The following is a 23,840-nucleotide window of genomic DNA, read 5'->3' on the forward strand; positions in this document are numbered from 1 at the left end:
GATATTCACCTCCTCCCAAGAAGGTTAAACTCATTAAAGCGACGGAATGCCGCTTCAAATGTTTATTTTAGCGGTCATCTCTTTGATGACATGCCTTATAATAAACGAGTTTTCTCTGAAATTCAATAGACAAACCTTTTAAAATCGCGTAACAATGCGATTTCAGAGCTGAATCACCCCTCACTTAAAGGGCGGATTACCATAAATGGATTTTACTAGCAACAACCTCTAAACACTGTCACATCAAGGTTTTCAGCCATTTTTCTATTGTTACATTGCTAAATACGACGCCGATGGAAGAAACTCCTTCCTATCAAAGATTTTTTTCCGAAAAAAATTAAAAACGGCCCCATCGGAGCCGTTAAAGTATGATCGCTATCATGCCGCCGGAGCCTTCATTAATGATTCTTTCCAGCGTTTCCTGCAGTTTATATCTTGCATTTTCAGGCATCAATGCGAGCTTAGCCTGAATACCTTCCCTCACAATAGAGCTCAGGGAACGACCGAAAATATCTGAATTCCAAATCGAAAGCGGGTCCTCTTCGAAATCCTGCATTAAATACCTTACAAGTTCTTCGCTTTGTTTTTCGGTTCCGATAATCGGGGAAAATTCGGACTGGACATCAACTTTAACCATATGAATCGACGGAGCGACTGCTTTGAGACGAACGCCGAACCTTGATCCTTGACGGATGATTTCAGGCTCATCAAGCCTCATATCCTCCAAGGTTGGCGCAGCGATGCCATAGCCTGTCTGTTTGACCATCTGTAGAGCATCCGCGACCTGGTCATACTCTCTCTTCGCATGAGAAAAGTCCTGCATGATCTCAAGGAGATGATCTTTCCCGCGGATTTCCTCTCCGACTATTTCCTTCAGCACCTGATCGTATAACTGTTCCGGGGCCTGCAGGTCGATTTCTGCGACTCCTTCTCCAAGATCCATACCGGATATATGTGCTCCTGTAATATATTCATACTGATCGAAGTTACCTACGACGGTATCGACATCACGGAGTCGCTTAATATCTTTAACCGTCTCTTCAATCGCTTCCTGAAGGTTGTTTCTCAGCCAGTGCCTATTGTCCAGTACCATGACCCAGCTTGGAAGGTTTACATTTACTTCAAGCACAGGAAACTCAAATAACGCTTCACGAAGGACGCTTTGGACATCCTGTTCCCTCATACTCTCTACAGATAATGCAAGAACAGGAATATCATATTTCTCAGAAAGGTTTGCCCTCAGCTTCTCCGTGTTCGGATGATGAGGCTGCGCCGAGTTGACGACCATGATAAACGGTTTGCCTACTTCTCTTAGTTCATCGACAATTTTTTCTTCTGCTTCTACGTAATCCTGCCTGCTGATCTCACCGATGGTCCCATCCGTGGTCACAACAATTCCGATGGTTGAATGCTCCTGTATAACCTTCTGCGTCCCAATTTCCGCAGCTTCATGGAAAGGAATGGCTTCTTCATACCATGGCGTGTGGATCATACGTGGTCCATGTTCATCTTCATAACCGATTGCACCGTTCACAGCATAGCCGACACAGTCGACCATACGGACACGAATATCAAGGTGGTCATCGATATTAATCGTTGCCGCCTGATTTGGTACGAACTTCGGCTCTGTAGTCATAATCGTTTTCCCTGCAGCACTTTGCGGAAGCTCATCCAAAGCGCGTTCACGCTCCGCTTCATCTTCCATATTCGGAAGCACTACAAGCTCCATGAATTTCTTTATAAATGTTGATTTACCCGTACGCACTGCCCCAACGACCCCTAAATAAATGTCTCCATTCGTCCGTTTGGAAATATCACTGAAGATATCAACCTTTTCCAAAGGATCCCCTCCCAAATAAAATTTCACCATCATACAAGCCTAGACAATCTAATTCTATGACGTCGCCCTACCGTAATATGCACAAATTCGAGAAGTAAAATGAGAAGCGTTTGGTAAATCATAGATTGATAACTTCGTCGGACCGTTACATATCATTAAGGATGATTTCGTTTAATCATATGAAAAAACCGCTCCCTTATGCAGGAAGCGGTAAGAATTTATGACGGCTGTTCATTCATGAAGACAGGTTCACCGTCTTCAACGGTATATGGTTTGGAGTAGGCGGGCACGAAAGGAGCGTGGTCTGTAAGAAGGTAACGAATGTCATCGCCCGGCTTATAATCCGCTCCTTCGTCCCGCATGAAGCTGTATATGTCTTTACGATAGTCTATAAACACCTTCCCCTGCTCATCTATATAAAGAGGAAGTGTATGTTCCGAATAGGGGCTGTCCACACTCGGCGGCTCCTTTAAACCGAGTTTCTCATGATCGATCTCATATACTCCTTTGGCCACAAAATCACCAAAAGGAGGATACCGGTGACTTTCCTGATAGAACGTCACCTTCACCTGAACGGAACGTACGGTTTCCGTTGTCCTGAGGTCAAGCACCTTCACCGTAGGATCCGTCTCCGGATGAATCAGCACGTACTGATAATGCCCCCCATTCTCAAAAGACGTCCCCGGAAGTTCTCCGATCAGATTCTGTTCCTTCAGCTTCTGGAACTCAATCGGATATTTCTGAAAGACCGGTGTTTCCTGATCTTTTGTTTTAATCGGGAGAAGACCGCTGCTTTGCTCCTGAAAGCTGTCCACTGCCGTCTGGACCATTTGCAGCTGGGCATCGTTCGGAATTTTGTTCTTCTCTAAACGAGATTCCGGATAAAGACAACCGGAAAGGACAAGCAGAACCAAAACGGATAGTGCACCAATAGCTTTCTGTTTCATTACAGCCCCTCCTTCACGCCGTCGGCCCGCTCAGAACAATATAGAAGATGATCAGTCCGCCAAGGATCATAAAAAAGTATGCGAATATGGCAACGATGACGGATACTACACCCTTTAATTTATGTCGGCTCAAATAAATCAAACCTACGGCAAGGAATAGGGAAATAATCCCACCGAATGATATGTACATTTTTAACATGGATAAAGACATAGGCGCGCCTCCTAGCGACAATTGTAACTTTTGGTATTATACCATAATCAGGACACTTCTCCTACATCCTTACAGGTAGCGCTTCCAAACATCTTCATTCCTAAAAAAAAACCGGAGCGGTTTATCCGCTCCGGGTGACTAAATAATTCCCTAACCAGCTCATGTGTAATGATTGCTGCGTGTTATCTTATGCATACGATCGAAGGACCGCCTCCTCAGGCGCCCACGGGTTCGTAATTATTTCATAAATTTCCCTAACGTGTTCATATCGAGAGGCATATTCTGCTTCGTGATCGCTTCTACAATCTTATCTTCTTTCTGCTTGGAGATGTTCTTGTTCGCGACCTTCGCCAACTGTCGTACGAGGCGACGGACGGTCTTCTCATCACTGAAGTCCGCATTTTGCACAGAATTTGCAACTTTAAACACATCTTCCGGGTCGATGTTTGCCTTCTTCTTTAAATGGTCGAAAATATTCTTCTGAAAATCACTCATCTATCCTTGACCTCCTCGTGCATTAGGTTCTGTGTAGTATATGCACGGGGGCGGGGATGTGTCAGTGATTCATCTTATCATCAAGAATATTCGTTAAGTCTTCCATCTCGTGGCGGCGGATCCTCGTCATCAATTGGTCAACGACGTCTCCCGGAGCAGCATCTTCAAAGAGCACTTGATGAATTCCAGTCGTGATCGGCATGTCCACCTTTTGGTCAAGCGCCAGCTGATAGGCCGCTTTCGTTGTGCGGACTCCTTCTACGACCATGCCCATCTGCTCAAGCACTTCTTCAAGCGCATACCCTTTGCCGAGCTTATAACCTGCACGCCAGTTTCTGCTGTGAGAACTTGTACATGTGACGATCAAATCACCGACACCGGTCAATCCGGAAAAGGTCAGCGGGTTCGCTCCCATGGATGTACCAAGCCGGGCTATTTCGGCCAGGCCCCGGGTGATGAGAGCTGCTTTAGCATTATCCCCATAACCGAGTCCATCGGAAATACCTGCTCCAAGGGCTATGATGTTCTTCAAAGCACCTCCAAGCTCGACACCAACAAGGTCAGGTGATGTATAGACACGGAACTGCTTATTAATAAATAAATCCTGTACCTTTTCGGCAATTTCCAACTTCTCACCCGAAACGGTAACCGTTGTCGGTTGTCTCAAGCTTACTTCTTCGGCATGGCTTGGACCTGACAGGACTACGACATCTTCATATAAGTGTGCAGGAATCACTTCCTTGATCACTTCTGAAACACGCTTGTACGTATCCGGTTCTATCCCTTTGGAAGCATGCGTGAGTACGGCTCCCGGTTCCATCACATCTTTTAATTGACGGCACACGTCCCTCATCGCTTTTGTCGGCACGACTAACACAATGTGTCCGGCACCTTTCACGACATCCTGTAAACGGTCGCTGGCTGTGATTGTATCCGGAAGTTCTACTCCTTCCAGGTATCTGTTGTTCGTATGGGATTCGTTGATTTCATCAGCGAGCTCTTTCCTGTGGGCCCAGATATGAACATCCAGGTCGTTATCTGCCAGAACAAGAGCCAGGGCTGTCCCCCAGCTTCCTGCTCCCAATACTGCAACTTTTTCCATCATACCTGCCTCCTTATGGACGATTAGCTACGTTTCCTTGCATAAATTTTAATTGGAGTACCTTCGAATCCGAACGCATCACGAATTCTATTCTCGAGAAAGCGCTCGTATGTGAAGTGCATCAATTCCGGATCGTTCACGAAAACGACGAACGTCGGCGGCTTGACGGATACTTGAGCAGCATAAAAGATCTTAAGTTTCTGCCCTTTCACAGAAGGTGTAGGATTCATCGCCAGCGCATCCACGATGACTTCGTTCAGGATATTCGTCTGAACACGCTTCGAGTGATTTTCGCTCGCTTCCAGCACCTTCGGCAGAAGCGTATGAATCCGCTTTTTCGTTTTAGCGGATAAGAATACAATCGGCGCATAGTCGAGGAAACGGAATTGATCCCGCACTTTATCCTCGAATTCCTTCATCGTTTTCTCTTCTGTCTCTACAGTGTCCCACTTATTGACAACAATGACGACAGCTTTTCCGGCTTCGTGCGCATAACCGGCAATTTTCTTATCTTGTTCATGAATACCAGTATCCGCATCAATCAGTGTAAGGACGACATCGGATCGTTCGATTGCTTTCAAGGCGCGCATGATACTGTAGCGTTCTGTTGATTCGTAAACTTTTCCACGCTTTCTCATACCTGCTGTATCAATGATAACAAAATCCTGGTCATCTTTGGTAAAAGGCGTGTCAATAGCATCGCGGGTCGTTCCTGCTATATTACTGACGATAACCCGCTCCTGACCAAGAAGGCTGTTAACAAGTGAAGACTTCCCGACATTCGGACGGCCGATCAAGCTGAAGCGGATTGTTTCATCGTCCACCTCTTCCATCACTTTCTCTGGGAAATGGCTGACGACTTCATCGAGCATGTCTCCGAGTCCAAGGCCGTGTGTCCCTGAAATCGGGAATGGCTCTCCAAAACCGAGGGAATAGAATTCGTAGATGTTTTCACGCATCTCGGGGTTGTCTACTTTATTAACAGCCAGCACGACCGGTTTATTGGATTTAAAAAGGAGCTTCGCCACTTCTTCATCCGCACCTGTAATGCCGTCACGTCCGTTCACCATGAAGACGATCACGTCCGCTTCATCGATGGCCACCTGGGCCTGGGCACGCATTTGAACGAGGAGAGGCTCGTCCCCAAGTTCAATTCCTCCTGTATCAATGACGTTAAAGCGTGTAGTAAGCCACTCGGCTTCTGCATAGATACGGTCCCTCGTTACACCGGGCGTATCTTCTACAATAGAAATTCTTTCTCCTACCAATCGGTTGAAGATGGTCGACTTCCCGACATTCGGGCGGCCGACGATCGCAATTACTGATTTTCTCATGAAAGGATCATCCTTTCTCTATTTCTTTTTCAATTATTTCATGTGTACTCAGTAGTAAAAAGCAAAAAATGCCGTTCTTCAACGGGATGGTGTAACAGCCCATCTTCCGAAGAACAGCAGGATGCCATTAACTTTATTATCTTAGCAAACTTTGTGAAAAGAAACAATTCTTTATCCAACCCTTAATGTTTGACAATAATATAGAGATGATCACTCAGTGCATGAGCAATTCCGTCAAGAATTGCTTCCAGGTTGGCAGCGACCGCTTCCATCTCTTCTTTTGTCTCGCATTTGAATACGGCAGCACTTCCCTGCACTTTATCTTCGGATGTGGTAACAGCTGCCAATATCGCTTTCTCTATTTTCATGAGAAACACTCCCTATCTCCGCTTCGTCGGCATTTGTATCGCATTCTCAAGTACCGGTACGGCTGAAATAATTTCTTTCGCCCTTACCGGGTCCTGCTCCTGAGGAAGGATGAAGACACCGATCCTTCCATCATTTAAGTCTCTCTTAATCAACGGTACAAGCGCAGGCGTACCGGAATCGCGGAAAACCCCCAGCGACACGGAAACGTCATGTAAAATCGCCTGACGCTGGCCGAGGTTCGCAATCGTCGACCGGAAGTTAAATGATTTTGGAGTAAGAATAAAACCCATTCCGTATTTTAATATCTCTCTTTGACGCTCTTTGAGTCCGATGTTCATGATATAAATGTTGTCTACATATAAACCGGCACCGTCAAAGGACACCTCTGCCTGTTCAACAGTGACGATATCAGACAACTGGGATCCGCTCATCAACACACTCGACAGGATGAAAACCACCACCGCCGCACCTATCGCGACCCAAACATTAAAAGCGAGGTATCCTAGCGTAACGAGGAAAGACGAGAAGATAACCAGGTAGTTTCTGCTTTCAAACGCAACGGCTATCCCCTCAATATAAGTATTCCCTCTCGGTACAAGCTCATAGGAATCCATTTCAGATAGAGTATTTCTCTCCATATTACGCACTTCCCGAAACTGAGAGGCGGCAAGAGTGAGAAATGTCACAGCAGTAAATTCTTTCTCCATTATGGAAGGTACCGCTATCGTACCAAGAGAAGCGGCGATGAAGCCTAACGACAAATGAATGATTTTTCCATGAAGATAGGTTGGGTACTGTCTATAATCTGTTCGCAACATAAAAACACGAAGAGCGGTACCGACGATGATCCCAAAAAGGATGGGATATGTAAATTCGTTCATACAAATGCAGATCCTTTCTTTCGCAGGCTGCGTTTCTTTTTGTTAATCGATTGTTTCATACGCTCCACGCCGTAGATGATAAATAGGATGAATAACCCCTTCATCGTCAGCGTCATCATATTTCCGCTTTCCACCAATCCTTCTTCTGTGTAAAGAGAGAAGACATAGTAACTGAGGAGCGATCCTCCTGCATTCATAAAAATCCACAATCCTATGCGCCCTTCTAAATCCCGTATAACAAGACGCAGACTGAAGACCACTCCCGCCAAAAGCAGGGATATCCCCGGAAACACCGCCCAAACCGGGTGTATGATATGAATGATCCACACGGCCGAATAACCAATGCTTGATAGGAGCAGCCAAGCATGCTCCCACTTCTTACGTCTTGTCCGATTCCAAAAATATATTCCAAACAGCAAAAAAAAGCCGGTTTGGACAAAAATATAATCCGTTTCCTGTATAAAAGGAACATTGTAGAGACACATAGAAAGGCACAAAAAAATGTACAGCCTTGGTCTGATGTACGTATTCGCAAAAAAACATGCGATAATTACAACCATCCAGGTTATCCAATAAAACGTTGCCGGCATATGGATCCCCCCTTTATCCCCTTTATTATGGAACAAAATGTATCAGTTTAAACATCAGCCATAACAAAAAAACCCATGACATTGTCATGGGTTTCTTTGATCGTACCAATCTTTTGTTTGACCGTACAAAACGTATGGTTTTCCCTTCAGTTCCTGCGTTTTCGTGCAGTTTAAAAGCATCATTGCCATTTTCACTTCTTGATGAATATGGTCGACAGCTGATAGGAGGTTATCCGGCCCTTCTTCGACTAGAACTTTCAAGAGAGCTCCTGCCATACCGAAAGCTTGGGCGCCGAGAACCAAGGCCTTCGAACCGTCAAGTCCGTTTCTGATACCGCCTGATGCAAACAGATGAAGATCACTGTATCGGGCCGCATTTTCGAGGATGGAAGAAGGTGTGGGAATGCCCCAGTTATTGAAGGAAGCAAACGGCCGTTCTCTGCGCATGTTCTCTACTTTAGAGAAATTCGTTCCACCTCTTCCGCCGACATCGATGTACCGCACTCCCATGTCATAAAGTTTGTCCACCGTTTCTTTGGACATACCATACCCTACTTCTTTCACAATAACAGGAACAGGTGAACGCTCCAGGATTCGTTTAATGTTCACAGAACGCTTAGTGAAGTCGCGGTCTCCTTCGGGCATGATTAATTCCTGTAGGGTGTTAATATGAATTTGAAGTGCATTTGCTCCGAGCATACGGACGGCCTCCACTGCCTGATCGGGAGTCGCTTCACTTCCGACATTAGCAAAGAGAATTCCTTCCGGGTTTTCTTCTCGAACCACTTCATACGTCCGGCGTTCTTCGGGGTTTTTCAAGGCAGACATTTGCGAACCTACAGCCATGCTGATTCCGGCCTGCTTAGCTACGACAGCCAATTCCCTATTAATGCGTTCCGTTTCCCGACCACCGCCGCCTGTCATCGCATTGACAAAGAGGGAACGTTAAATTAAGTTCCCCCACTTGTGAATCTATGCTTATTTGATGAAAGTCCAGCTCAGCCAGACTTTGATGAACGATCTGTACATCATCGAAATGATTGTGAAATTCCCGTTCATGCCCCAAGGCGTGGCGGATATGTCGATTTTTCTTTCCGATCTACTCATATCCTCACCTGCTTCATTACTTCTTATATTTATCTAGTTTATCACCGATCATATCACTCAGAGAGAAGCCGGAGTTATCGTCCTCTTTCTCATACTGTTGAATATCGGCGCGTTCTTCATCACGCTCAAGCTCTTTCATGCTAAGGGAGAGACGTTTTGCATTTTCGTCAACGTCAAGAACTTTCACTTCGACCTGCTGTCCTTCATCAAGGACTTCATCAGGTGTCCCGATATGACGGTTGGAAATTTGAGAAATATGGACGAGACCTTCCACTCCAGGGAACACTTCCACAAACGCTCCGAAACTAACGAGACGTCGCACAGTGCCCTCCAATACATCCCCGGAACTAACTTTGGATTGGATATCGTGCCAAGGTCCCGGCTGTGTAGCTTTCAAAGATAGAGAAATCCTTTCGTTATCGCGGTCGACTGAGAGGACCTTCACTTTCACAGCTTGTCCTTCTTCCACAACATCAGAAGCCTTCTCTACATGTTGGTGGGAGAGCTGTGAAATATGTACAAGCCCGTCGATCCCTCCAAGATTAACAAAGGCACCAAAATCTGTAAGCCTTTGAACGGTACCCTCGATCACTTGACCTTCTTCGAGTGACTGAAGGACCTCTTGTTTCTTAACTGATTCTTCTTCTTCAACTACAGCACGGTGGGAGAGGATGACACGGTTTTGTTCACGATCCAATTCCACGACTTTCAAAGATAATGTTCTTCCTTTGTAGTCTTCAAAATCTTCAACGTAATACGTTTCAACCAATGAAGCCGGAATAAATCCACGGAGGCCGATATCCACGACAAGTCCGCCTTTAACGACGTCTTTGACTTCCGCTTCAAAAATCTCTCCGCTTTCGAATTTGGCTTCCAGATCCTGCCATGCTTTATCAGCATCCACAGCTCGCTTCGAAAGGACGATTTCATCATCTTCCACTTTCTTAACCTGCAAAGTCAGCTCGTCTCCTTCGCTGACAGCATCTGAAGCTTTTTCTACATGAAGGCTGGATAGTTCACTGATAGGTACAATACCCTCGACTTTATATCCAACATCTACGAGGACTTGCTTATCTTCAATTTTCACGACTTTACCAGTCACGATGTCCCCTGCAGAGAATTCTTTCATTCCTGATACTTCCTGATTCATTTCATCCATACCAAGCTACCTCCTTCAATTTCCGACACAACCTAAAATACAGAAATGCCCTTTTGTCTAACTTCTAATATTTAGAGCATTTTGTCAAGTGATTACGCCTCATCATTGATGAATTTTATGCAATTGTCTGATTTCTTCCATAATTCGATCCGTAACGACCTGGGCAGAAGCTTTCTTTTCCCGATATTCTGTCATATCGATCGGCTTACCATAAACAACTTTCAGAGGCTTAAATTTCCGGTAAGGACCGATGATGGCACAGGGCACAATGGCCGCCTCTGATCGAAGCGCGAAGAAGCCTGCCCCGGCAAGCCCCTGACCGATTTCACCGTTTTTCTGCCTTGTACCTTCAGGAAACAGACCGAGTGCATTGCCCTCTTTAAGAATATCAAGACCTTTTCTCAAAGCGTTCCGGTCCCGCATGCCGCGCTTAATAGGGAAAGCATGGACTCTTTTCAATATTCCCCCAATGAAACGTTTTTCAAACAATTCTTCTTTAGCCATAAAGTAAATGTTCCTGCTGCTTGTAATCCCAACTACGGGAGGGTCGTAATTGGAAATGTGATTGGCACTGATGATGACAGGACCGTCAGCAGGTATATTTTCCTTACCAATGACTTTAATCCGGAACATCGGATAAAAAATGGCACTGCAGACAGCCTTACCTACTTTATAAAGATCCATCACTGCCTCATTCCCCCTTAGCCGCTTTCTCTTTGACTATATCAAGGATACGGCTCACAACCTCTTCGATATCCATGGATGTCGTGTCCACCTCGACAGCGTCCGCTGCTTTCACCAGAGGGGCGATTTCCCGGTTGGAGTCGATCTCATCACGTTTTCTAATATCCTCTTTCAACTGCTGAAGATCGGATTGGAATCCTTTTTTCAGGTTTTCCTTATGACGGCGTTCTGCACGTTCTTCGACCGAAGCAATCATAAATACTTTTACCTCCGCTTGAGGAAGTACGTGGGTACCGATATCACGGCCATCCATGACGACCCCTCTATCTTTGACAAGCTCCTGCTGTCTTCTTACCATCTCTTCTCGAACAAGGCGATGTTTTGCAGCGATAGACACCTGATTGGTGACTTCGTCGGTACGAATATCATCGGAAACATCTTTGCCATCAAGGATGACCCTTTGTCCATCCGGGCTCTGAATAAGATTCAGTTCCGTTTCTTTCAGAAGCGCGGTCAAAGCTTCCTCATCCTCAAGGGATACCTTGTGCTTTAACGCTTTCCATGTAAGGGCGCGGTACATGGCACCCGTGTCCACATAAATAAAGGACAGCTCTTCCGCCACCTTTTTCGCTACTGTGCTTTTGCCGGCTGCGGCCGGTCCGTCAATCGCAATTGTCATAGTGTTCATACATCCATATCCTCCATCTACCATACTACAATAAAAAACGCACAAGGACCGTGCGTCTTTCTCCAGTTGAGTAAGCGTTCATTCGATTTATATACAATTAAAAGAATAACATAACGGTTGTAAAAAAATCCATGAATTCTCCATCAAACTCTCTTATCTGTACGAAGTTTCATCTGTTGTTCAAAACAATAACGGATGATCGTCTGACGATCCTGTTCTTCTATATCCGAAAATTCCAATGAAGCCCTTTCCGGGCGTTGATCCGTACCCTCTATTTCCCTTACCAATTCACCCACAGCACGGACGTAATGATAGGATCCCGACTTCATCGGCAGCACGATAGTCATCTCTACAGGACTGTCACTAGGAAATATTTTAGTGGAGGGTTTCACTATAAGAACGCCTCCCCCGCTGATATCATGCGTAACCGTCGTAAACGGGACACCATCCACCTCCACCGCTATATCAACGTTCGCAGGGACGCGGACATACTGTCTACGTTGTACTCTTTTCCACTCCTGTTTATCCGGCAGTTCCAGTAGAATGACCGGGATCGTTCTTTTTTCCCTCCCGACTACTGTTGCTTCGAATGAATACACGGCTTGTTGGTTGTCGACAAAGCTTACCTTAAACACAGCTCCCTCCAGGAAAAAACCAGGTCTTCCAGTTACAGAGTGGATGGGGTAGTCAATACAGACGAAGGCTTCTTCTACGTCCACTATTTTGCATTTGAATGTTTCTCCACCGTTGTTTTCCGTTTCAAGGGAAAGCGGAATACCAATGTGTAAAGGATTCATGGATTGCCCTCCGTTTCATGGGTCTTAAGCATTAACTAATTATCCCACGACCATTATAAAAAGGAAAGCATTTAGGTATAAAGATTCATTGAAACCTATTCGAATAACGGGTTTCACTACTATTATTCTGCGATGTAAAAAAGGACTGCATCTCTGCAGTCCTTTTTTATATGGAACTTATACATCCTGGTTGAATTTCATCTCGGCTTTCTTCAACGTCTCCACTTTTTCTTCCTCTCCGTTGGAAGCGTTAATGAAAATTCGGTACGTCGTCTGGTCCATAGTGGTTAGAAATTCGTAAGTCAGCACTTGTTCTTTTACATCATTTTCAATAACCGCCATATGCTCTTCTTGAATTTCAAGGTTTGGATTTATCTTATCCCTGGCTTCCTCCACCGTAATTTCCGGTTTGTTTACCTCCATATCGGTGTGGTAGTTGAAGTAATCCCTTGCTGACATACCAAGAACTTCTCCATTATCAAGGGCAACTTTGACAACAATAGCATCGGAATGGTACCGGATGTCGTCTTGCGTATAAACAAAGCGGAAGACACCCATTTTGTCGTATTGGCTGCTCTCAATAAGAGTCAGTTCATCAATATCTAATCCTTGCACGTACTTTTTAGCTTTTTCGGAAGCATCATACAAGCTGATTTCTGCTTCTCCTACGGGACGGTTGATCATGATCGTCAGCGGATGTCCGCCTTTCTCTGTTAAATCGATATACCCGTTTTTATCCCCTTTTTGGAAGGAAGCGGTGTAGGTAGGTACTTCTGCCCCCTCTCCGGATTTAGTTACCGTCAGCGCTTGAGGGTCTACCTTCTCCAACCATTTACTTGCCGTCTCTCTCGCTTCTTTTTCGGACATTTCTTTCCCTGAAAGATCAGCAAACGGCTTGTCCCTTGTCGCTTCCCCGAAGCCGACCTGCGTGGTGTCTCCTTCGTAGCTCTCTACCGATTTCTCCACCGTCTTGAACCCGTTCACAATGGTATTGTCACCAACTTCATCATTGGTTGCTAACGCAAGTTGAACGTCCATCCACCTTAAATTATCATTTAAAACAACATTCTGGACTTTTCTCAACTCTTTTTCAATTTCACCTGATTGTTCATGAAGCTGCTCCAACTTGCCGATTTCCTCTTCGCTGAGCGGTTTTTTCTCCAAGTCCCGAACAGCTGTCCGATAGGCAAAATCACCGATATTGTATAAAAATTCTTCGGTTTTATTAAATGGGAGCAGGGTCAAAGGAAGCTGACCTACGTCTGTATTAGCCTCCGACGAAATCTTCCATATTTCTGCTAATTGCGGAGAAAGCTGTTCCCTGGAATTCATTGCTAAACTGGAGCCGATTTTATCATGTAGTAGGTCTATATTATAGGTCAGATCATGAAAGGCTCTCTGATAACTGTTTTCCGCCTGTAGAAGGACTGCGTTTTTATCCTGGTTTTCTTTATATCCCCATACCCCTACTCCGACTAAGACAATACTCAAAACAATAATAGTTATCCAACGTACCATACTTCCACCTCCTATTTACAGAATATGTGTTTACCAATTTGTTTAATTTGCGGTCTGGACCATATCCAGCTCGAAGTCGCTGTATTAGGGTTGAAATAATACATCGCTTCTCCAGAAGGGTCCCAGCCATTAATGGCATCAAGCACCGCTTCTTTAGCTGTGTCATTAGGTTCCAGCCATATTTGACCATCACTGACCGCAGTAAAAGCGCGGGGTTCGAAAATAACACCGGACACAGAGTTAGGAAACGAAGCACTCTCGACTCGGTTCAATATAACGGAAGCTACGGCAACCTGACCGACATAAGGCTCTCCACGCGCCTCTCCGTACACTGCATTTGCCATCAGTTGAATATCATTCTGTGAATATCCGCTTGGAACGTTGACGGCTGTCTGCTCTGTTTTTTTAGGTTTCGATTGTTCCGGAGCCTGATTACCGTTTGAATCATTTCCGGCTGGTTTCTTTGTCTGTTGAGACTTAGGCGTTCCGCCGTAATGAGTGAATTTATTTCCCTGGCGGATCTGTTCTTTAACAAAACCCTCATCAAAATTACTCGCCTTCACTAATTTATTTTTTACTTCAGGTCCCGCCAACCCGTCGATTTCCATACCGAATTCATACTGAAAATTACGGAGAGCCCAATACGTACCCCAACCGAACACTCCGTCAATTTCTCCATTATAAAAGCCGAGATACTGGAGACGGGACTGCAGTTCAATTACGTCATCCCCTGTCGCTCCCTGCTGTATCACTTGATTGGAGAATGCTTCCACTTGATTTCCTGAGTACACAGGTATCATCAAAAGCGTCATTCCAATCATGATGACCGCTGCTTTCTTCCATACCATTTCATACACACCCCTGTCCCAATAATTTATAGGGGTAGTTTTTGACAGATGTTGAACTTTATACACAGCCTGTGAGATAAAAAAAGAGCTGCCAGGGGCAGCTCAATGATCGATTTCCGGGTACGAAGTATGATGTTGGTTGGCAACTCGGATATGGCGGAAACTGATTATCCATAAGATCACGATGAACGGGGTGATCCAATACATCCATGAATCTCCCTTGATTGTGATGATATAATCATATATGGTATGAAGCATAACTGGAATAAAGAGAGCGATGTACATATATCTGTTTGAATACTCTCCTGCAAATTTGGCTTTTCCCATATAAAAGCCCATCATGATTCCGAAAAGACCATGGGAGGATACCGGAAAGACCGCACGGAGCACCGCAATTTCTATTCCGTTTGCAAACAAATAAATGACGTTTTCGATTGTTGCAAACCCCAGACTGATTGCTACTCCATAGATGATTCCATCATAATGATGATCGAAGTCGGAATGCCTGTATGCCACGAACAGAAGGAAGAACCATTTGAAGAATTCCTCAAGCAGACCCGCAAGGAAGAAGGACTTTAGAAAAGGCTCTTGAAACACCCCTTCTGCTTGAAAGGCATACTGGATGAACATCAAAGGGAACACCATAATGACACCGATAACGAACATGCGAAAAATCAGCGGTAACGGTTCCAACTCGATCCGTTTGCTTAAGTATATGAATGTCATGATGGCCACAGCAGGAGATATGGCAGCAGTGAGTATGGCCATTTTATCAACCTCTCTCTTTCTTTCACCTACATTTCATCGTATCATGAAGAAGATGGAAAAGGAATAATTGAATGGAAGTTGGTGTGCTATGAAAAGAATTTTGATCATTCATACAGGTGGGACAATCTCGATGAAAGAGGATAAAGAAACAGGAGAAGTGAATACAGCTTCCAACCACCCTTTACAGGAGATTTCCGAGCTGCTTAAAGATCACGTAGAAATTGAGGATGACATCCTATTTTACCTTCCCTCCCCCCACATTCGACCGGACCACATGTTGAAACTCGGCCGGTCCATCCATGAAAAGATGGCCCGTAAGAATTATGACGGCATCGTGATTACGCACGGCACGGATACACTGGAAGAAACAGCGTTTTTCCTGGACCTTTTCCTGCAGACGAGAAAGCCTGTCGTTGTGACCGGCGCAATGCGATCAAGCAATGAAATTGGCTCCGATGGTTTATACAACCTTTTAAGTGCGATAAGAGTAGCAAGCTGTGACGAAGCACAGGACAAAGGTGTCCTTGTCGTGATGAATGATGAAATACACACGGCGAGAAACGTTACAAAGACATCGACCAGTAATGTGGCGACATTCCAAAGCCCCCAATATGGACCAATTGGAATCACCACCAAACAAGCTGTCTTCTTCCACCATAAAATGACCAAACATGAATCCTATCCGATCCAGAAAATTGATAAGAAAGTCTCCTTGATCAAAGCATTTGCTGGTATGGACGGTTCTCTAATTGATGCCGTTAAGGAAAGCGGAGCTGATGGTCTCGTCATCGAAGCGCTCGGCCAAGGAAACCTTCCGCCCGAAACGGTAGATGCCATTGCCAGGACACTGGATGCAGATATTCCGATTGTCCTCGTTTCCCGGTGTTACCAAGGTATCGTCCAGGATACATACGGATATGCAGGCGGTGGAAGGGAACTGCGTCAGCTCGGTACCATATTTGCGAACGGTTTGACCGGACCGAAAGCCCGCATTAAACTGATGGTTGCATTGGAATTGACTAATAACCGGACAGAGCTTGAGCACATGTTCAGCTGAAATCGAAAAAGGAGCCCTGAGGCTCCTTTTTTATTTCTTATTAATGATGGATGAAGCGATGCGACCGCCATGGTGGCGACCGTTCTCAATAAAAATCTCGTTGTTGTTATAACCGGCAGCAATAACACCTGCAATGTATATTCCAGACACATTTGTCTCCATTGTGTCTTCTTGGAAGGCAGGACGCCCTGTTTCTTCATCCATCTCCACGCCAATTCTTTGAAGGAATCCGTGATCAGGACGGTACCCGGTCATAGCAAAGACGAAATCGTTGGCTATGCGTTTCTCTTCCCCGCGGCACTCATAGACGACTTGATCCTCCGTGATTTCTTTTACGTCGGCACAGAATTCCATATCGACGATCCCTTTCCTTACAAGGGCTTCAAATTGTGGTAAAATCCAAGGTTTAATACTTTTTGAATATTCTTCTCCTCTATAAAGGACTGTTACCTCCGCACCGCATTTCTCCAGTTCAAGCGCTGCATCTGCAGCTGAGTTCTTTCCACCGATGACAACGACCTTTTTCTTGAAATAAGGATGTCCTTCCTTGAAATAATGCATGACTTTAGGTAGCTCTTCCCCTTTGACACCCATGAAATTCGGCTGATCATAATATCCGGTAGCAACGATGATGTTATTCGTTTGGTAGACGTTGTTTTCCCCTGTGTTTGTTTCCGCGTTTACAACGAAGCCCGTGCCTGACTGTTCAACCGTCAACACTTTTTCGAAGGTGTTTACGCGCAGATCCTCTCTGTCTGCAACGGCGCGGTAATAAGCAAGCGCTTCGTTACGTACAGGTTTCTGCCTTTCGCTGATGAACGGAATATTTCCTATCTCCAGTTTCTCGCTGGAGCTGAAAAACGTCTGATGCGTCGGATAATGATAAATGGAATTAACGACATTTCCTTTTTCAATAATTAGTGGATCGATTCCATGTTTTTTTAATTCGATGGCTGCGCTCATTCCGCACGGCCCACCGCCTATTATAATTACATCTTCATTCGGTTGTTGCACAATGAAACACTCCTCTTCCAATAACCTGGACCTGATGACACTTAACATAATAAAAAATCTCCTACCATATTATGATAGGAGATTGTTCGATTAGAATCAACCTATATCCATCCTCTGAACCTTGATGCTTCGGCCATTTTACGCACGCCGACCATATAAGCAGCCAGTCTCATATCCACACGTCTCGTCTCGGCTGTACCGTAAACATTGTCAAAGGCCTTCACGATAACCTTATGGAGTTTCTCTTCCACTTCCTCTTCCGTCCAATAATACCCCTGGTTATTCTGTACCCATTCAAAGTAGGATACGGTTACACCACCTGAGGATGCAAGGACATCGGGAACGAGAAGGATGCCGCGTTCAGATAAAATTCTCGTAGCATCGAGCGTCGTAGGGCCATTGGCAGCTTCTACTACGATAGAAGCCTTAACATTATGTGCATTATCTTCTGTAATCTGATTCTCAATCGCTGCAGGAACCAGAATGTCGCAGTCAAGCTCCAGGAGCTGTTCATTGGTAATGGTATTCTTAAACAGGTTCGTTACCGTACCGAAGCTGTCCCGGCGGTCAAGCAGATAATCAATATCCAGCCCATCCGGATCGTGCAATCCGCCATAAGCATCAGAAATACCAATCACTTTTGCGCCACGATCGTGCATGAATTTGGCAAGGAAACTTCCCGCATTACCAAAGCCCTGAACGACTACGCGTGCGCCTTCTACACTGATACCCTTTTTCTTGGCTGCCTCTTCTATACAGATGGTTACTCCCTTGGCCGTTGCGGTTTCTCTGCCGTGTGAGCCGCCTAGCACCAACGGCTTTCCTGTGATGAACCCTGGATTATTGAATTCGTCAATACGACTGTATTCATCCATCATCCATGCCATGATTTGAGAGTTAGTAAATACATCCGGTGCAGGAATATCTTTTGTCGGACCTACAATTTGACTGATGGCACGTACATAACCGCGACTGACTCCCTCGAGCTCCCGGAAGGACATTTCACGTGGATCGCAGATGATGCCGCCTTTACCTCCACCATATGGCAAGTCGACGATGCCTGCCTTAAGACTCATCCATATAGATAAGGCTTTCACTTCTTTTTCGGTGACATTCGGGTGAAAACGGACTCCGCCTTTCGTTGGTCCGACAGCATCATTGTGCTGCGCTCGATAGCCTGTGAAAATTTTGATCTGATCATTATCCATACGAACGGGGATACGGACCGTCATCATTCGTACAGGTTCTTTCATCAATTCGTAAACTTCATTTGGATATCCTAATTTATCAAGTGCTTTCTTGACCACCTTCTGTGTGGACTTCAACACGTCTAGTTTATCATTAGTTTCATTTGCAGAATCTGCTGGCTTATCGGCTACCATCCATTTACCTCCTATATCCATCCATTCGATTAGGGCTCATCTTTCAGTGATTAGTATACACCTTCCACCTGGTTAAGAAAAGATGGAAATACAGCTTTTCTCCTAATTAACCAAATAAAAAGAAAGCGATTACACCTTTTTCTTCTCCGTGGCTCCGGAAAGGTCTACGAACTTCTGAATCAGATCATCATAACTCCAGCCCACCGCCTGGGCAGAATCAGGGAAAAGGCTCGTCGGTGTCATTCCAGGAAGTGTATTAACTTCGAGTATTACCGGCTCATTCCTTTCATTAATAATGAAATCGACCCGGGAGTAGACATCGCACCCCAACAGCTGATGTGCAAGAACCGCATGCTGCTGAAGCTTTTCTGTCAAAGCATCTTCCACTTTGGCAGGAACAATATGCTCACTTCCACCTGGCTTATATTTTGAATCAAAATCATAATAATCATTCTTAGGTATAATCTCAATGACAGGGAGCGCCTGTTCCTTCCCTTTCTTTCCGATAACCGGAACCGTAACTTCCCTTCCACTGATGAAATCTTCCACCAATATATCAGTATCTGACTTTGCAGCCGTTTCAATAGCACCTTTTATCTGTTTTTCTTCTTTTACAATCGTCAACCCAAGGGTAGAACCTTCCTGATTCGGCTTAATGACGAAAGGAAGTTGGAATTCCTTCTTAATCTCCTCTTCAATCTTATGGAAAAGGGTTGAATCCCTCACGTCATACGCCACACTCTTCGCTGTGTGAAGTCCGTTCAACGAAAACAACTGCTTTGATTTTGCTTTATCCATGGCAAGAGCGGAGGCTAGGACTCCTGAACCTACATAAGGAAGTTCCATCATGTCGAGCACGCCCTGAATTTTCCCATCCTCTCCGAAACGTCCGTGAAGCCCTATGAACACAAGATCTACATCCAGATCAAGGACCTCGTTTATTCTATCAGGAGAAAAATCCACGGAAACCACTTCGTGCCCTTTGTTCTTCAGGGCGTTAATGATTCCTTTACCTGTCGATAAGGACACTTCCCGTTCTCCGGAAGTTCCACCATATAAAACCGCTATCTTCATGCTTTACACTCCATTTCCAACTACAATAATAATAGTTTGATACCGTTTTAATCTTAACACGTCCAACGTGTCTGCTTCTATTAAAAATAAAAAGAACGAAGCTTTTAATAAGCATCGTTCCGACAAATCAGGAAAAGTGTATGAATAATGTTTCACACGCCTGACCGTCCATAACCAGCTTCCCGTATTCCATCAGCCGATGGGAAGTAGCTGCAGAAGCAGACGCAAACTCTGACAGCAGTGCAATTACCTGGTCCTGATCCAGATGTAAAATATCTTCATCCTGAAGCAGCATATAGTAATTTTCATTATAATAATAAACGCTACCGCCTGTCACGCCCAGCTGATAGAGTTGTATACCGGCCTGGATCACATCCTCGAAATCATCGAAAGAAAACATCATTTCTTTACTTTCGTCCAATGTAACTTTCATTTCAAAGTAATCTTCGTCCTCTTCCAAGTCCAGGGATTCTGTTCTGGTCACGACCACAAGCATTCCCTGCGCCTGTAATAGGTACACCTGAACAAGCAGCACTCCGGTAAGTTCCAAACCGAGCTCGATCCCCGCATCATACATCATGTCACTAAATATTCTGTGTACCTCGGGAGGTCGTTCCACAGCTCTTCACGTGACAAACCTCTATCCATTAAATCATCAAACGTCAAAAATATCTTAAACTTCTCATTCGTCATTCTTTCCACTCGCACATGATCGCCCCCCTGCCACAATGTGTGTTATCTATATATTATGATGTACGTTCCGATTATGGCACCTTTTTTCAAATTATATCCGGCACAGCAGGAAGGGCCGGCCGCTTTCTCCAGAGAATTCATATCTCTGTTCAATTATCTTTCAGCCAAACCTCCCATGCTTTCTTTGAATTCCCCACAATGAACGGCTCTATCCGCTTCTTATCCAATTCAGAAAGGCGATCATAAGCATACCCGCCGAGGCCGATGACAAGATCAGGGTACTGTTTCTGAAGAGATTCCGCCAAGCGGACGGTTATTGGTATGTTCTTCTTAAGCGTACAGGACATGAACATATATTTAGGCTTAATTTCATCAATCACGATATCAATATCTCCGCCGGCTATACTTTGTCCAAGGAATACAACATCATAGCCTTTACGCTTCAGAAATAAAGCAAAGATAAGCAGCCCTAATTCGTGACGCTCATTTGGTCCGCACACAAGCAGCGCCTTAGGCAGCATGCTGTCCGTCGGTATAGATAAAAGCATCATGCCGATTCTGGACCGGATAAACTGACTCGCAAAGTGTTCGTGTGCACTTGTTATTTTGTTGGCTTCCCACAAATCCCCAATGTTAATGAGGATCGGGCCGATAATATCAATAGCGACTGTTTCCGGAGTAAAAAGACTAAAAGCATGATCGAGATGTTTTTGTGCATCATTCTCACTAAAGGAAAGCAGGGCGTCAAGCAGATCATCTCCGAGCTTTACCAACTGTTTGCTATGATCTCTGTTATCTGTATCCACCACTACTTCCTGATTGCTCTCAAGAAGCGAGACAGCCTGGGAAATGGTAAAACCTCTATCCACTTTCTCCATCAGCCATTTTAATATCCTGATATGCTCTTCTGTGTACAGCCTGTGTCCTGCTTCATTCCGTGAGGGGCGGATCATTTGATAACGACGCTCCCATGCACGCAGCGTACCCGGTTGAATGCCGAGCCGCTGGGAAACTGCTTTTATATTATATTTAGGTCTCGCCGTATCCATCTCGCCCCACCTGTCCTTTTTCTCTATTATATAAGAAGGAAGAATAACGTGTAAAATTTGTCTATTCTCTATATCTTTTCCCTGTAACCCTTCGCAGCAGGAAGAATTTGAATGGAATGCAGCTCCGCTCTCGTTCCGAGTCTCAACGGTAAAGCGGAGGTCCCGTATCCTTCACTGACCAGGTTCATCTGTTCTGCCGAACCTGCCCATCCACCTCTCTTGTATGGACCAAGTCCGAATAGACGAACCTGCCCGCCATGGGTATGTCCGCTGAGGACGAGGGAAAAGCGTGCTTTATTTTCTTCGTGCATCCGATGATACACATATGGATCGTGGATGCAGAGGATAGAGAACACGTCTCCTGGATCCTGTCGAAACGAGCGTAGCCCTGTACCAAGGTAATAAGGATCAAGTCCTCTCAGCAAAATACGTCTCTCATCATTTATTTTTATGACTGCATCCTCATTCGACAATGTTTGGACGCCGAGGGCAGCCAGTTCTGCAATGATTTTTTGACCATGATATTCATGATCGTTGTTACCAGGAATGAAATAAACAGGAGCCCCTGCCTTTTGCAGAGTCTGTACATTCCGGACTAATTTCTCCCTTGATGTTCTCTCATCGACGAAGTCCCCTCCTATAATAATCAGCTCCGGCTGAGGATACTTTAGAAGAGATCGTTCAAGGATTCGTCGATTATGTACATCGGAAAGAAATAAGAGTTCCAAAGGCTTCTCGTATGGATAAGCAGCTAACTTCACTTCTTTTCTCTCCAACCGGTCGTTAAAGGCACTGTGAACCATGAAGAGGAGAATGACGACCATTCCTAATACTGCTATAGATAATATCCACCACATCTTGGGTCCCCTCCTCGAATTATGGAAGTTAATCGTATCACAAATCGCTCAAGGATAACATGAAATGGTTTATAAACTTCTCCATGAATCTTCATAGGACAAGTATCCCTGGACATATCTATGAGAGGTAAAGGATGTGATGAGTGGAATGTACACCCCGATTAAATGTTACCAACCGTACCACAGTCCGAATGACCCCTGCCCCCCGAGAGGGTATGCATGTTATCAAACCCCTCCTAATTTGTATTTAGGTTTTCAGCCGCCCAACCTACCGCAGTTCTCTCTGCAGGAGGCACTGTACAAAGGGACCTTATGGCCTGTTCTCTTCGATCCTTACCCTACGCCTCTGCCGCAAGGAGGGAAACAATGAATCAGGCACCTCAAACGGATCTACGTGCCCAAATGATGGAACAGATTCAAATGGTCGATTTCGCCCTCGTCGAACTGACGCTTTACCTGGATACGCATCCGAACGATACCCAGGCGATCCAACAATTCAATCAGCTTGCTGTCCAAAGCAGAGATTTAAAAGCCGCTTATGAACAACACTTCGGACCACTGCGTCAATTCGGCGGCAGCTTCTCCGGATACCCTTGGAATTGGAAAGACAGCCCCTGGCCGTGGCAGGTATGAAGAATAACCACAGTTGGAAGGGTGGGTGGGTCATCCCTCTCCTTTCCAGCGACTTAACCTAAAAGGAGTGGTGGTATGTGGTATTACGAAAAAAAACTCCAATATCCAGTGAAAGTTTCCGAATGTAATCCGAGACTTGCCAAGTATTTGATCGAGCAGTATGGAGGCGCCGACGGGGAATTGTCTGCTGCTCTTCGTTACTTAAATCAGCGGTACACCATCCCGGATAAAGTTATCGGTCTGCTGACGGATATCGGAACGGAGGAATTTGCACACTTGGAAATGATTGCAACTATGGTCTATAAATTGACAAAGGATGCGACTCCCGAGCAGATGAAGGAAGCCGGTCTCGGTGCCCACTACGCCAATCATGACCATGCGCTTTATTATAATGATGCGTCCGGCAACCCATGGACTGCTACATATATAGCAGCAAAGGGGGACCCGATTGCTGACTTATACGAGGACATCGCTGCAGAAGAAAAAGCACGGGCGACTTATCAGTGGATCATTAATATGTCTGATGATCCTTGCCTTAATGACAGCTTGAAGTTTTTGAGGGAAAGGGAAATCATTCACTCTCAACGGTTCCGGGAAGCAGTTGAAATACTGAAGGATGAACGCGACCGTAAGAAGATTTTTTGAGGAGCGACTTAGTCACACAGCAAAAAATCCGGATCACCTCCAAGTCTTCGAGCGAAGACTATCATAAGGTGGTCCGGATTAAATTATTGCAATCCTCT

Annotated in this window: 26 protein-coding genes and 2 pseudogenes; 4 read left to right on the forward strand and 24 right to left on the reverse strand. The window is 45.1% G+C overall.

The genetic code is table 11. The features are described from left to right. Positions 1 to 361: 361 nt before the first annotated feature. The 18 genes and pseudogenes from spoIVA to prsW all read right to left on the reverse strand — a co-directional run bounded on the left by spoIVA (position 362) and on the right by prsW (position 15,338). Positions 362 to 1,840, reverse strand: a complete 1,479-nt coding sequence (gene spoIVA, locus D479_RS14985) for a stage IV sporulation protein A (protein ID WP_008638576.1) — start codon at positions 1,838 to 1,840, stop codon at positions 362 to 364. Positions 1,841 to 2,058: 218 nt separating this feature from the next. Beyond that, positions 2,059 to 2,787: a hypothetical protein gene (locus D479_RS14990; RefSeq protein ID WP_008638578.1), complete on the reverse strand. Its 729-nt coding sequence runs from the start codon at positions 2,785 to 2,787 to the stop codon at positions 2,059 to 2,061. Between the two features lie 13 nt (positions 2,788 to 2,800). Continuing rightward, positions 2,801 to 2,998 (reverse strand): DUF2768 domain-containing protein, encoded by a 198-nt coding sequence (locus D479_RS14995; RefSeq protein WP_008638581.1) that lies wholly within the window; start codon positions 2,996 to 2,998, stop codon positions 2,801 to 2,803. Positions 2,999 to 3,235: 237 nt separating this feature from the next. Beyond that, a complete protein-coding gene (locus tag D479_RS15000) occupies positions 3,236 to 3,493 on the reverse strand; it encodes a stage VI sporulation protein F (RefSeq protein ID WP_008638582.1) in 258 nt (85 codons plus the stop codon). Between the two features lie 61 nt (positions 3,494 to 3,554). Beyond that, positions 3,555 to 4,595 carry an NAD(P)H-dependent glycerol-3-phosphate dehydrogenase gene (locus D479_RS15005; protein ID WP_008638585.1) on the reverse strand — a complete coding sequence of 347 codons (1,041 nt, stop codon included), beginning with the start codon at positions 4,593 to 4,595 and terminating at the stop codon, positions 3,555 to 3,557. Between the two features lie 23 nt (positions 4,596 to 4,618). Beyond that, on the reverse strand, positions 4,619 to 5,929 hold the full coding sequence (gene der, locus D479_RS15010; RefSeq protein ID WP_008638588.1) for a ribosome biogenesis GTPase Der: 1,311 nt from the start codon (positions 5,927 to 5,929) through the stop codon (positions 4,619 to 4,621). Between the two features lie 182 nt (positions 5,930 to 6,111). Then, a complete protein-coding gene (locus tag D479_RS15015; RefSeq protein ID WP_008638590.1) occupies positions 6,112 to 6,297 on the reverse strand; it encodes a hypothetical protein in 186 nt (61 codons plus the stop codon). A gap of 12 nt (positions 6,298 to 6,309) precedes the next feature. After that, entirely contained in the window at positions 6,310 to 7,179 is an 870-nt protein-coding gene (locus tag D479_RS15020) for a YIEGIA family protein (protein WP_008638591.1), read from the reverse strand. Next, complete coding sequence (locus D479_RS20480) at positions 7,176 to 7,508, reverse strand: hypothetical protein (RefSeq protein WP_152413404.1); 333 nt, start codon at positions 7,506 to 7,508, stop codon at positions 7,176 to 7,178. Before D479_RS20480 ends, D479_RS15020 begins: the two co-directional genes overlap by 4 nt. 345 nt (positions 7,509 to 7,853) lie before the next feature. Continuing rightward, a pseudogene (gene fni, locus D479_RS15030) lies at positions 7,854 to 8,696 on the reverse strand (type 2 isopentenyl-diphosphate Delta-isomerase); the annotation flags it as partial. A 51-nt stretch (positions 8,697 to 8,747) separates the two neighbouring features. Beyond that, positions 8,748 to 8,876: a hypothetical protein gene (locus D479_RS21230; RefSeq protein ID WP_277422411.1), complete on the reverse strand. Its 129-nt coding sequence runs from the start codon at positions 8,874 to 8,876 to the stop codon at positions 8,748 to 8,750. Between the two features lie 16 nt (positions 8,877 to 8,892). Then, positions 8,893 to 10,035: a 30S ribosomal protein S1 gene (rpsA, locus tag D479_RS15035; RefSeq protein ID WP_008638596.1), complete on the reverse strand. Its 1,143-nt coding sequence runs from the start codon at positions 10,033 to 10,035 to the stop codon at positions 8,893 to 8,895. Positions 10,036 to 10,137: 102 nt separating this feature from the next. After that, a complete protein-coding gene (locus tag D479_RS15040) occupies positions 10,138 to 10,719 on the reverse strand; it encodes a lysophospholipid acyltransferase family protein (protein ID WP_026577346.1) in 582 nt (193 codons plus the stop codon). A gap of 7 nt (positions 10,720 to 10,726) precedes the next feature. After that, positions 10,727 to 11,407, reverse strand: coding sequence for a (d)CMP kinase (cmk, locus tag D479_RS15045; protein WP_008638600.1), 681 nt, complete (start codon positions 11,405 to 11,407; stop codon positions 10,727 to 10,729). Positions 11,408 to 11,550: 143 nt separating this feature from the next. Beyond that, the gene (locus D479_RS15050; protein ID WP_008638603.1) at positions 11,551 to 12,204 is read right to left on the reverse strand and encodes a PilZ domain-containing protein; all 654 of its coding nucleotides are present in this window, start codon (positions 12,202 to 12,204) and stop codon (positions 11,551 to 11,553) included. 177 nt (positions 12,205 to 12,381) lie between these two features. Then, positions 12,382 to 13,722: a germination protein YpeB gene (gene ypeB, locus D479_RS15055; RefSeq protein ID WP_008638605.1), complete on the reverse strand. Its 1,341-nt coding sequence runs from the start codon at positions 13,720 to 13,722 to the stop codon at positions 12,382 to 12,384. Between the two features lie 11 nt (positions 13,723 to 13,733). Beyond that, a complete protein-coding gene (gene sleB, locus D479_RS15060; protein ID WP_008638607.1) occupies positions 13,734 to 14,570 on the reverse strand; it encodes a spore cortex-lytic enzyme in 837 nt (278 codons plus the stop codon). A gap of 102 nt (positions 14,571 to 14,672) precedes the next feature. Then, positions 14,673 to 15,338 carry a glutamic-type intramembrane protease PrsW gene (prsW, locus tag D479_RS15065; RefSeq protein WP_008638609.1) on the reverse strand — a complete coding sequence of 222 codons (666 nt, stop codon included), beginning with the start codon at positions 15,336 to 15,338 and terminating at the stop codon, positions 14,673 to 14,675. An 88-nt stretch (positions 15,339 to 15,426) separates the two neighbouring features. Here prsW and D479_RS15070 point away from each other — a divergent pair, with 88 nt between their 5' ends. Next, positions 15,427 to 16,395, forward strand: a complete 969-nt coding sequence (locus D479_RS15070; protein ID WP_008638611.1) for an asparaginase — start codon at positions 15,427 to 15,429, stop codon at positions 16,393 to 16,395. Between the two features lie 30 nt (positions 16,396 to 16,425). Here D479_RS15070 and D479_RS15075 read toward each other — a convergent pair whose 3' ends face one another. The 6 genes and pseudogenes from D479_RS15075 to D479_RS19975 form a co-directional block, all read right to left on the reverse strand. Continuing rightward, entirely contained in the window at positions 16,426 to 17,358 is a 933-nt protein-coding gene (locus tag D479_RS15075; RefSeq protein ID WP_051989400.1) for a YpdA family putative bacillithiol disulfide reductase, read from the reverse strand. A gap of 152 nt (positions 17,359 to 17,510) precedes the next feature. Beyond that, entirely contained in the window at positions 17,511 to 18,791 is a 1,281-nt protein-coding gene (locus D479_RS15080) for a Glu/Leu/Phe/Val dehydrogenase (protein ID WP_008638617.1), read from the reverse strand. 129 nt (positions 18,792 to 18,920) lie between these two features. After that, positions 18,921 to 19,865 (reverse strand): D-alanine--D-alanine ligase, encoded by a 945-nt coding sequence (locus D479_RS15085; RefSeq protein ID WP_008638618.1) that lies wholly within the window; start codon positions 19,863 to 19,865, stop codon positions 18,921 to 18,923. A 127-nt stretch (positions 19,866 to 19,992) separates the two neighbouring features. Beyond that, a pseudogene (locus D479_RS15090) lies at positions 19,993 to 20,573 on the reverse strand (genetic competence negative regulator). Positions 20,574 to 20,707: 134 nt separating this feature from the next. Then, on the reverse strand, positions 20,708 to 21,607 hold the full coding sequence (locus D479_RS15095; RefSeq protein ID WP_008638621.1) for a MerR family transcriptional regulator: 900 nt from the start codon (positions 21,605 to 21,607) through the stop codon (positions 20,708 to 20,710). A gap of 68 nt (positions 21,608 to 21,675) precedes the next feature. Then, on the reverse strand, positions 21,676 to 22,464 hold the full coding sequence (locus D479_RS19975) for a metallophosphoesterase (protein WP_008638622.1): 789 nt from the start codon (positions 22,462 to 22,464) through the stop codon (positions 21,676 to 21,678). A gap of 148 nt (positions 22,465 to 22,612) precedes the next feature. Between D479_RS19975 and D479_RS20290 the strand changes: the two genes are divergently transcribed. The 3 genes from D479_RS20290 (at position 22,613) to D479_RS15110 (ending at position 23,742) form a co-directional block, all read left to right on the forward strand. After that, a complete protein-coding gene (locus tag D479_RS20290; RefSeq protein WP_008638623.1) occupies positions 22,613 to 22,834 on the forward strand; it encodes a spore coat associated protein CotJA in 222 nt (73 codons plus the stop codon). Next, entirely contained in the window at positions 22,831 to 23,097 is a 267-nt protein-coding gene (locus tag D479_RS15105; protein WP_008638624.1) for a spore coat protein CotJB, read from the forward strand. Before D479_RS20290 ends, D479_RS15105 begins: the two co-directional genes overlap by 4 nt. Before the next feature lie 75 nt (positions 23,098 to 23,172). Further along, positions 23,173 to 23,742 carry a manganese catalase family protein gene (locus D479_RS15110; protein WP_008638626.1) on the forward strand — a complete coding sequence of 190 codons (570 nt, stop codon included), beginning with the start codon at positions 23,173 to 23,175 and terminating at the stop codon, positions 23,740 to 23,742. Positions 23,743 to 23,840 lie beyond the last annotated feature (98 nt).

The sequence above is a fragment of the Halobacillus sp. BAB-2008 genome (assembly GCF_000328325.1).
Lineage (GTDB): Bacteria > Bacillota > Bacilli > Bacillales > Halobacillaceae > Halobacillus.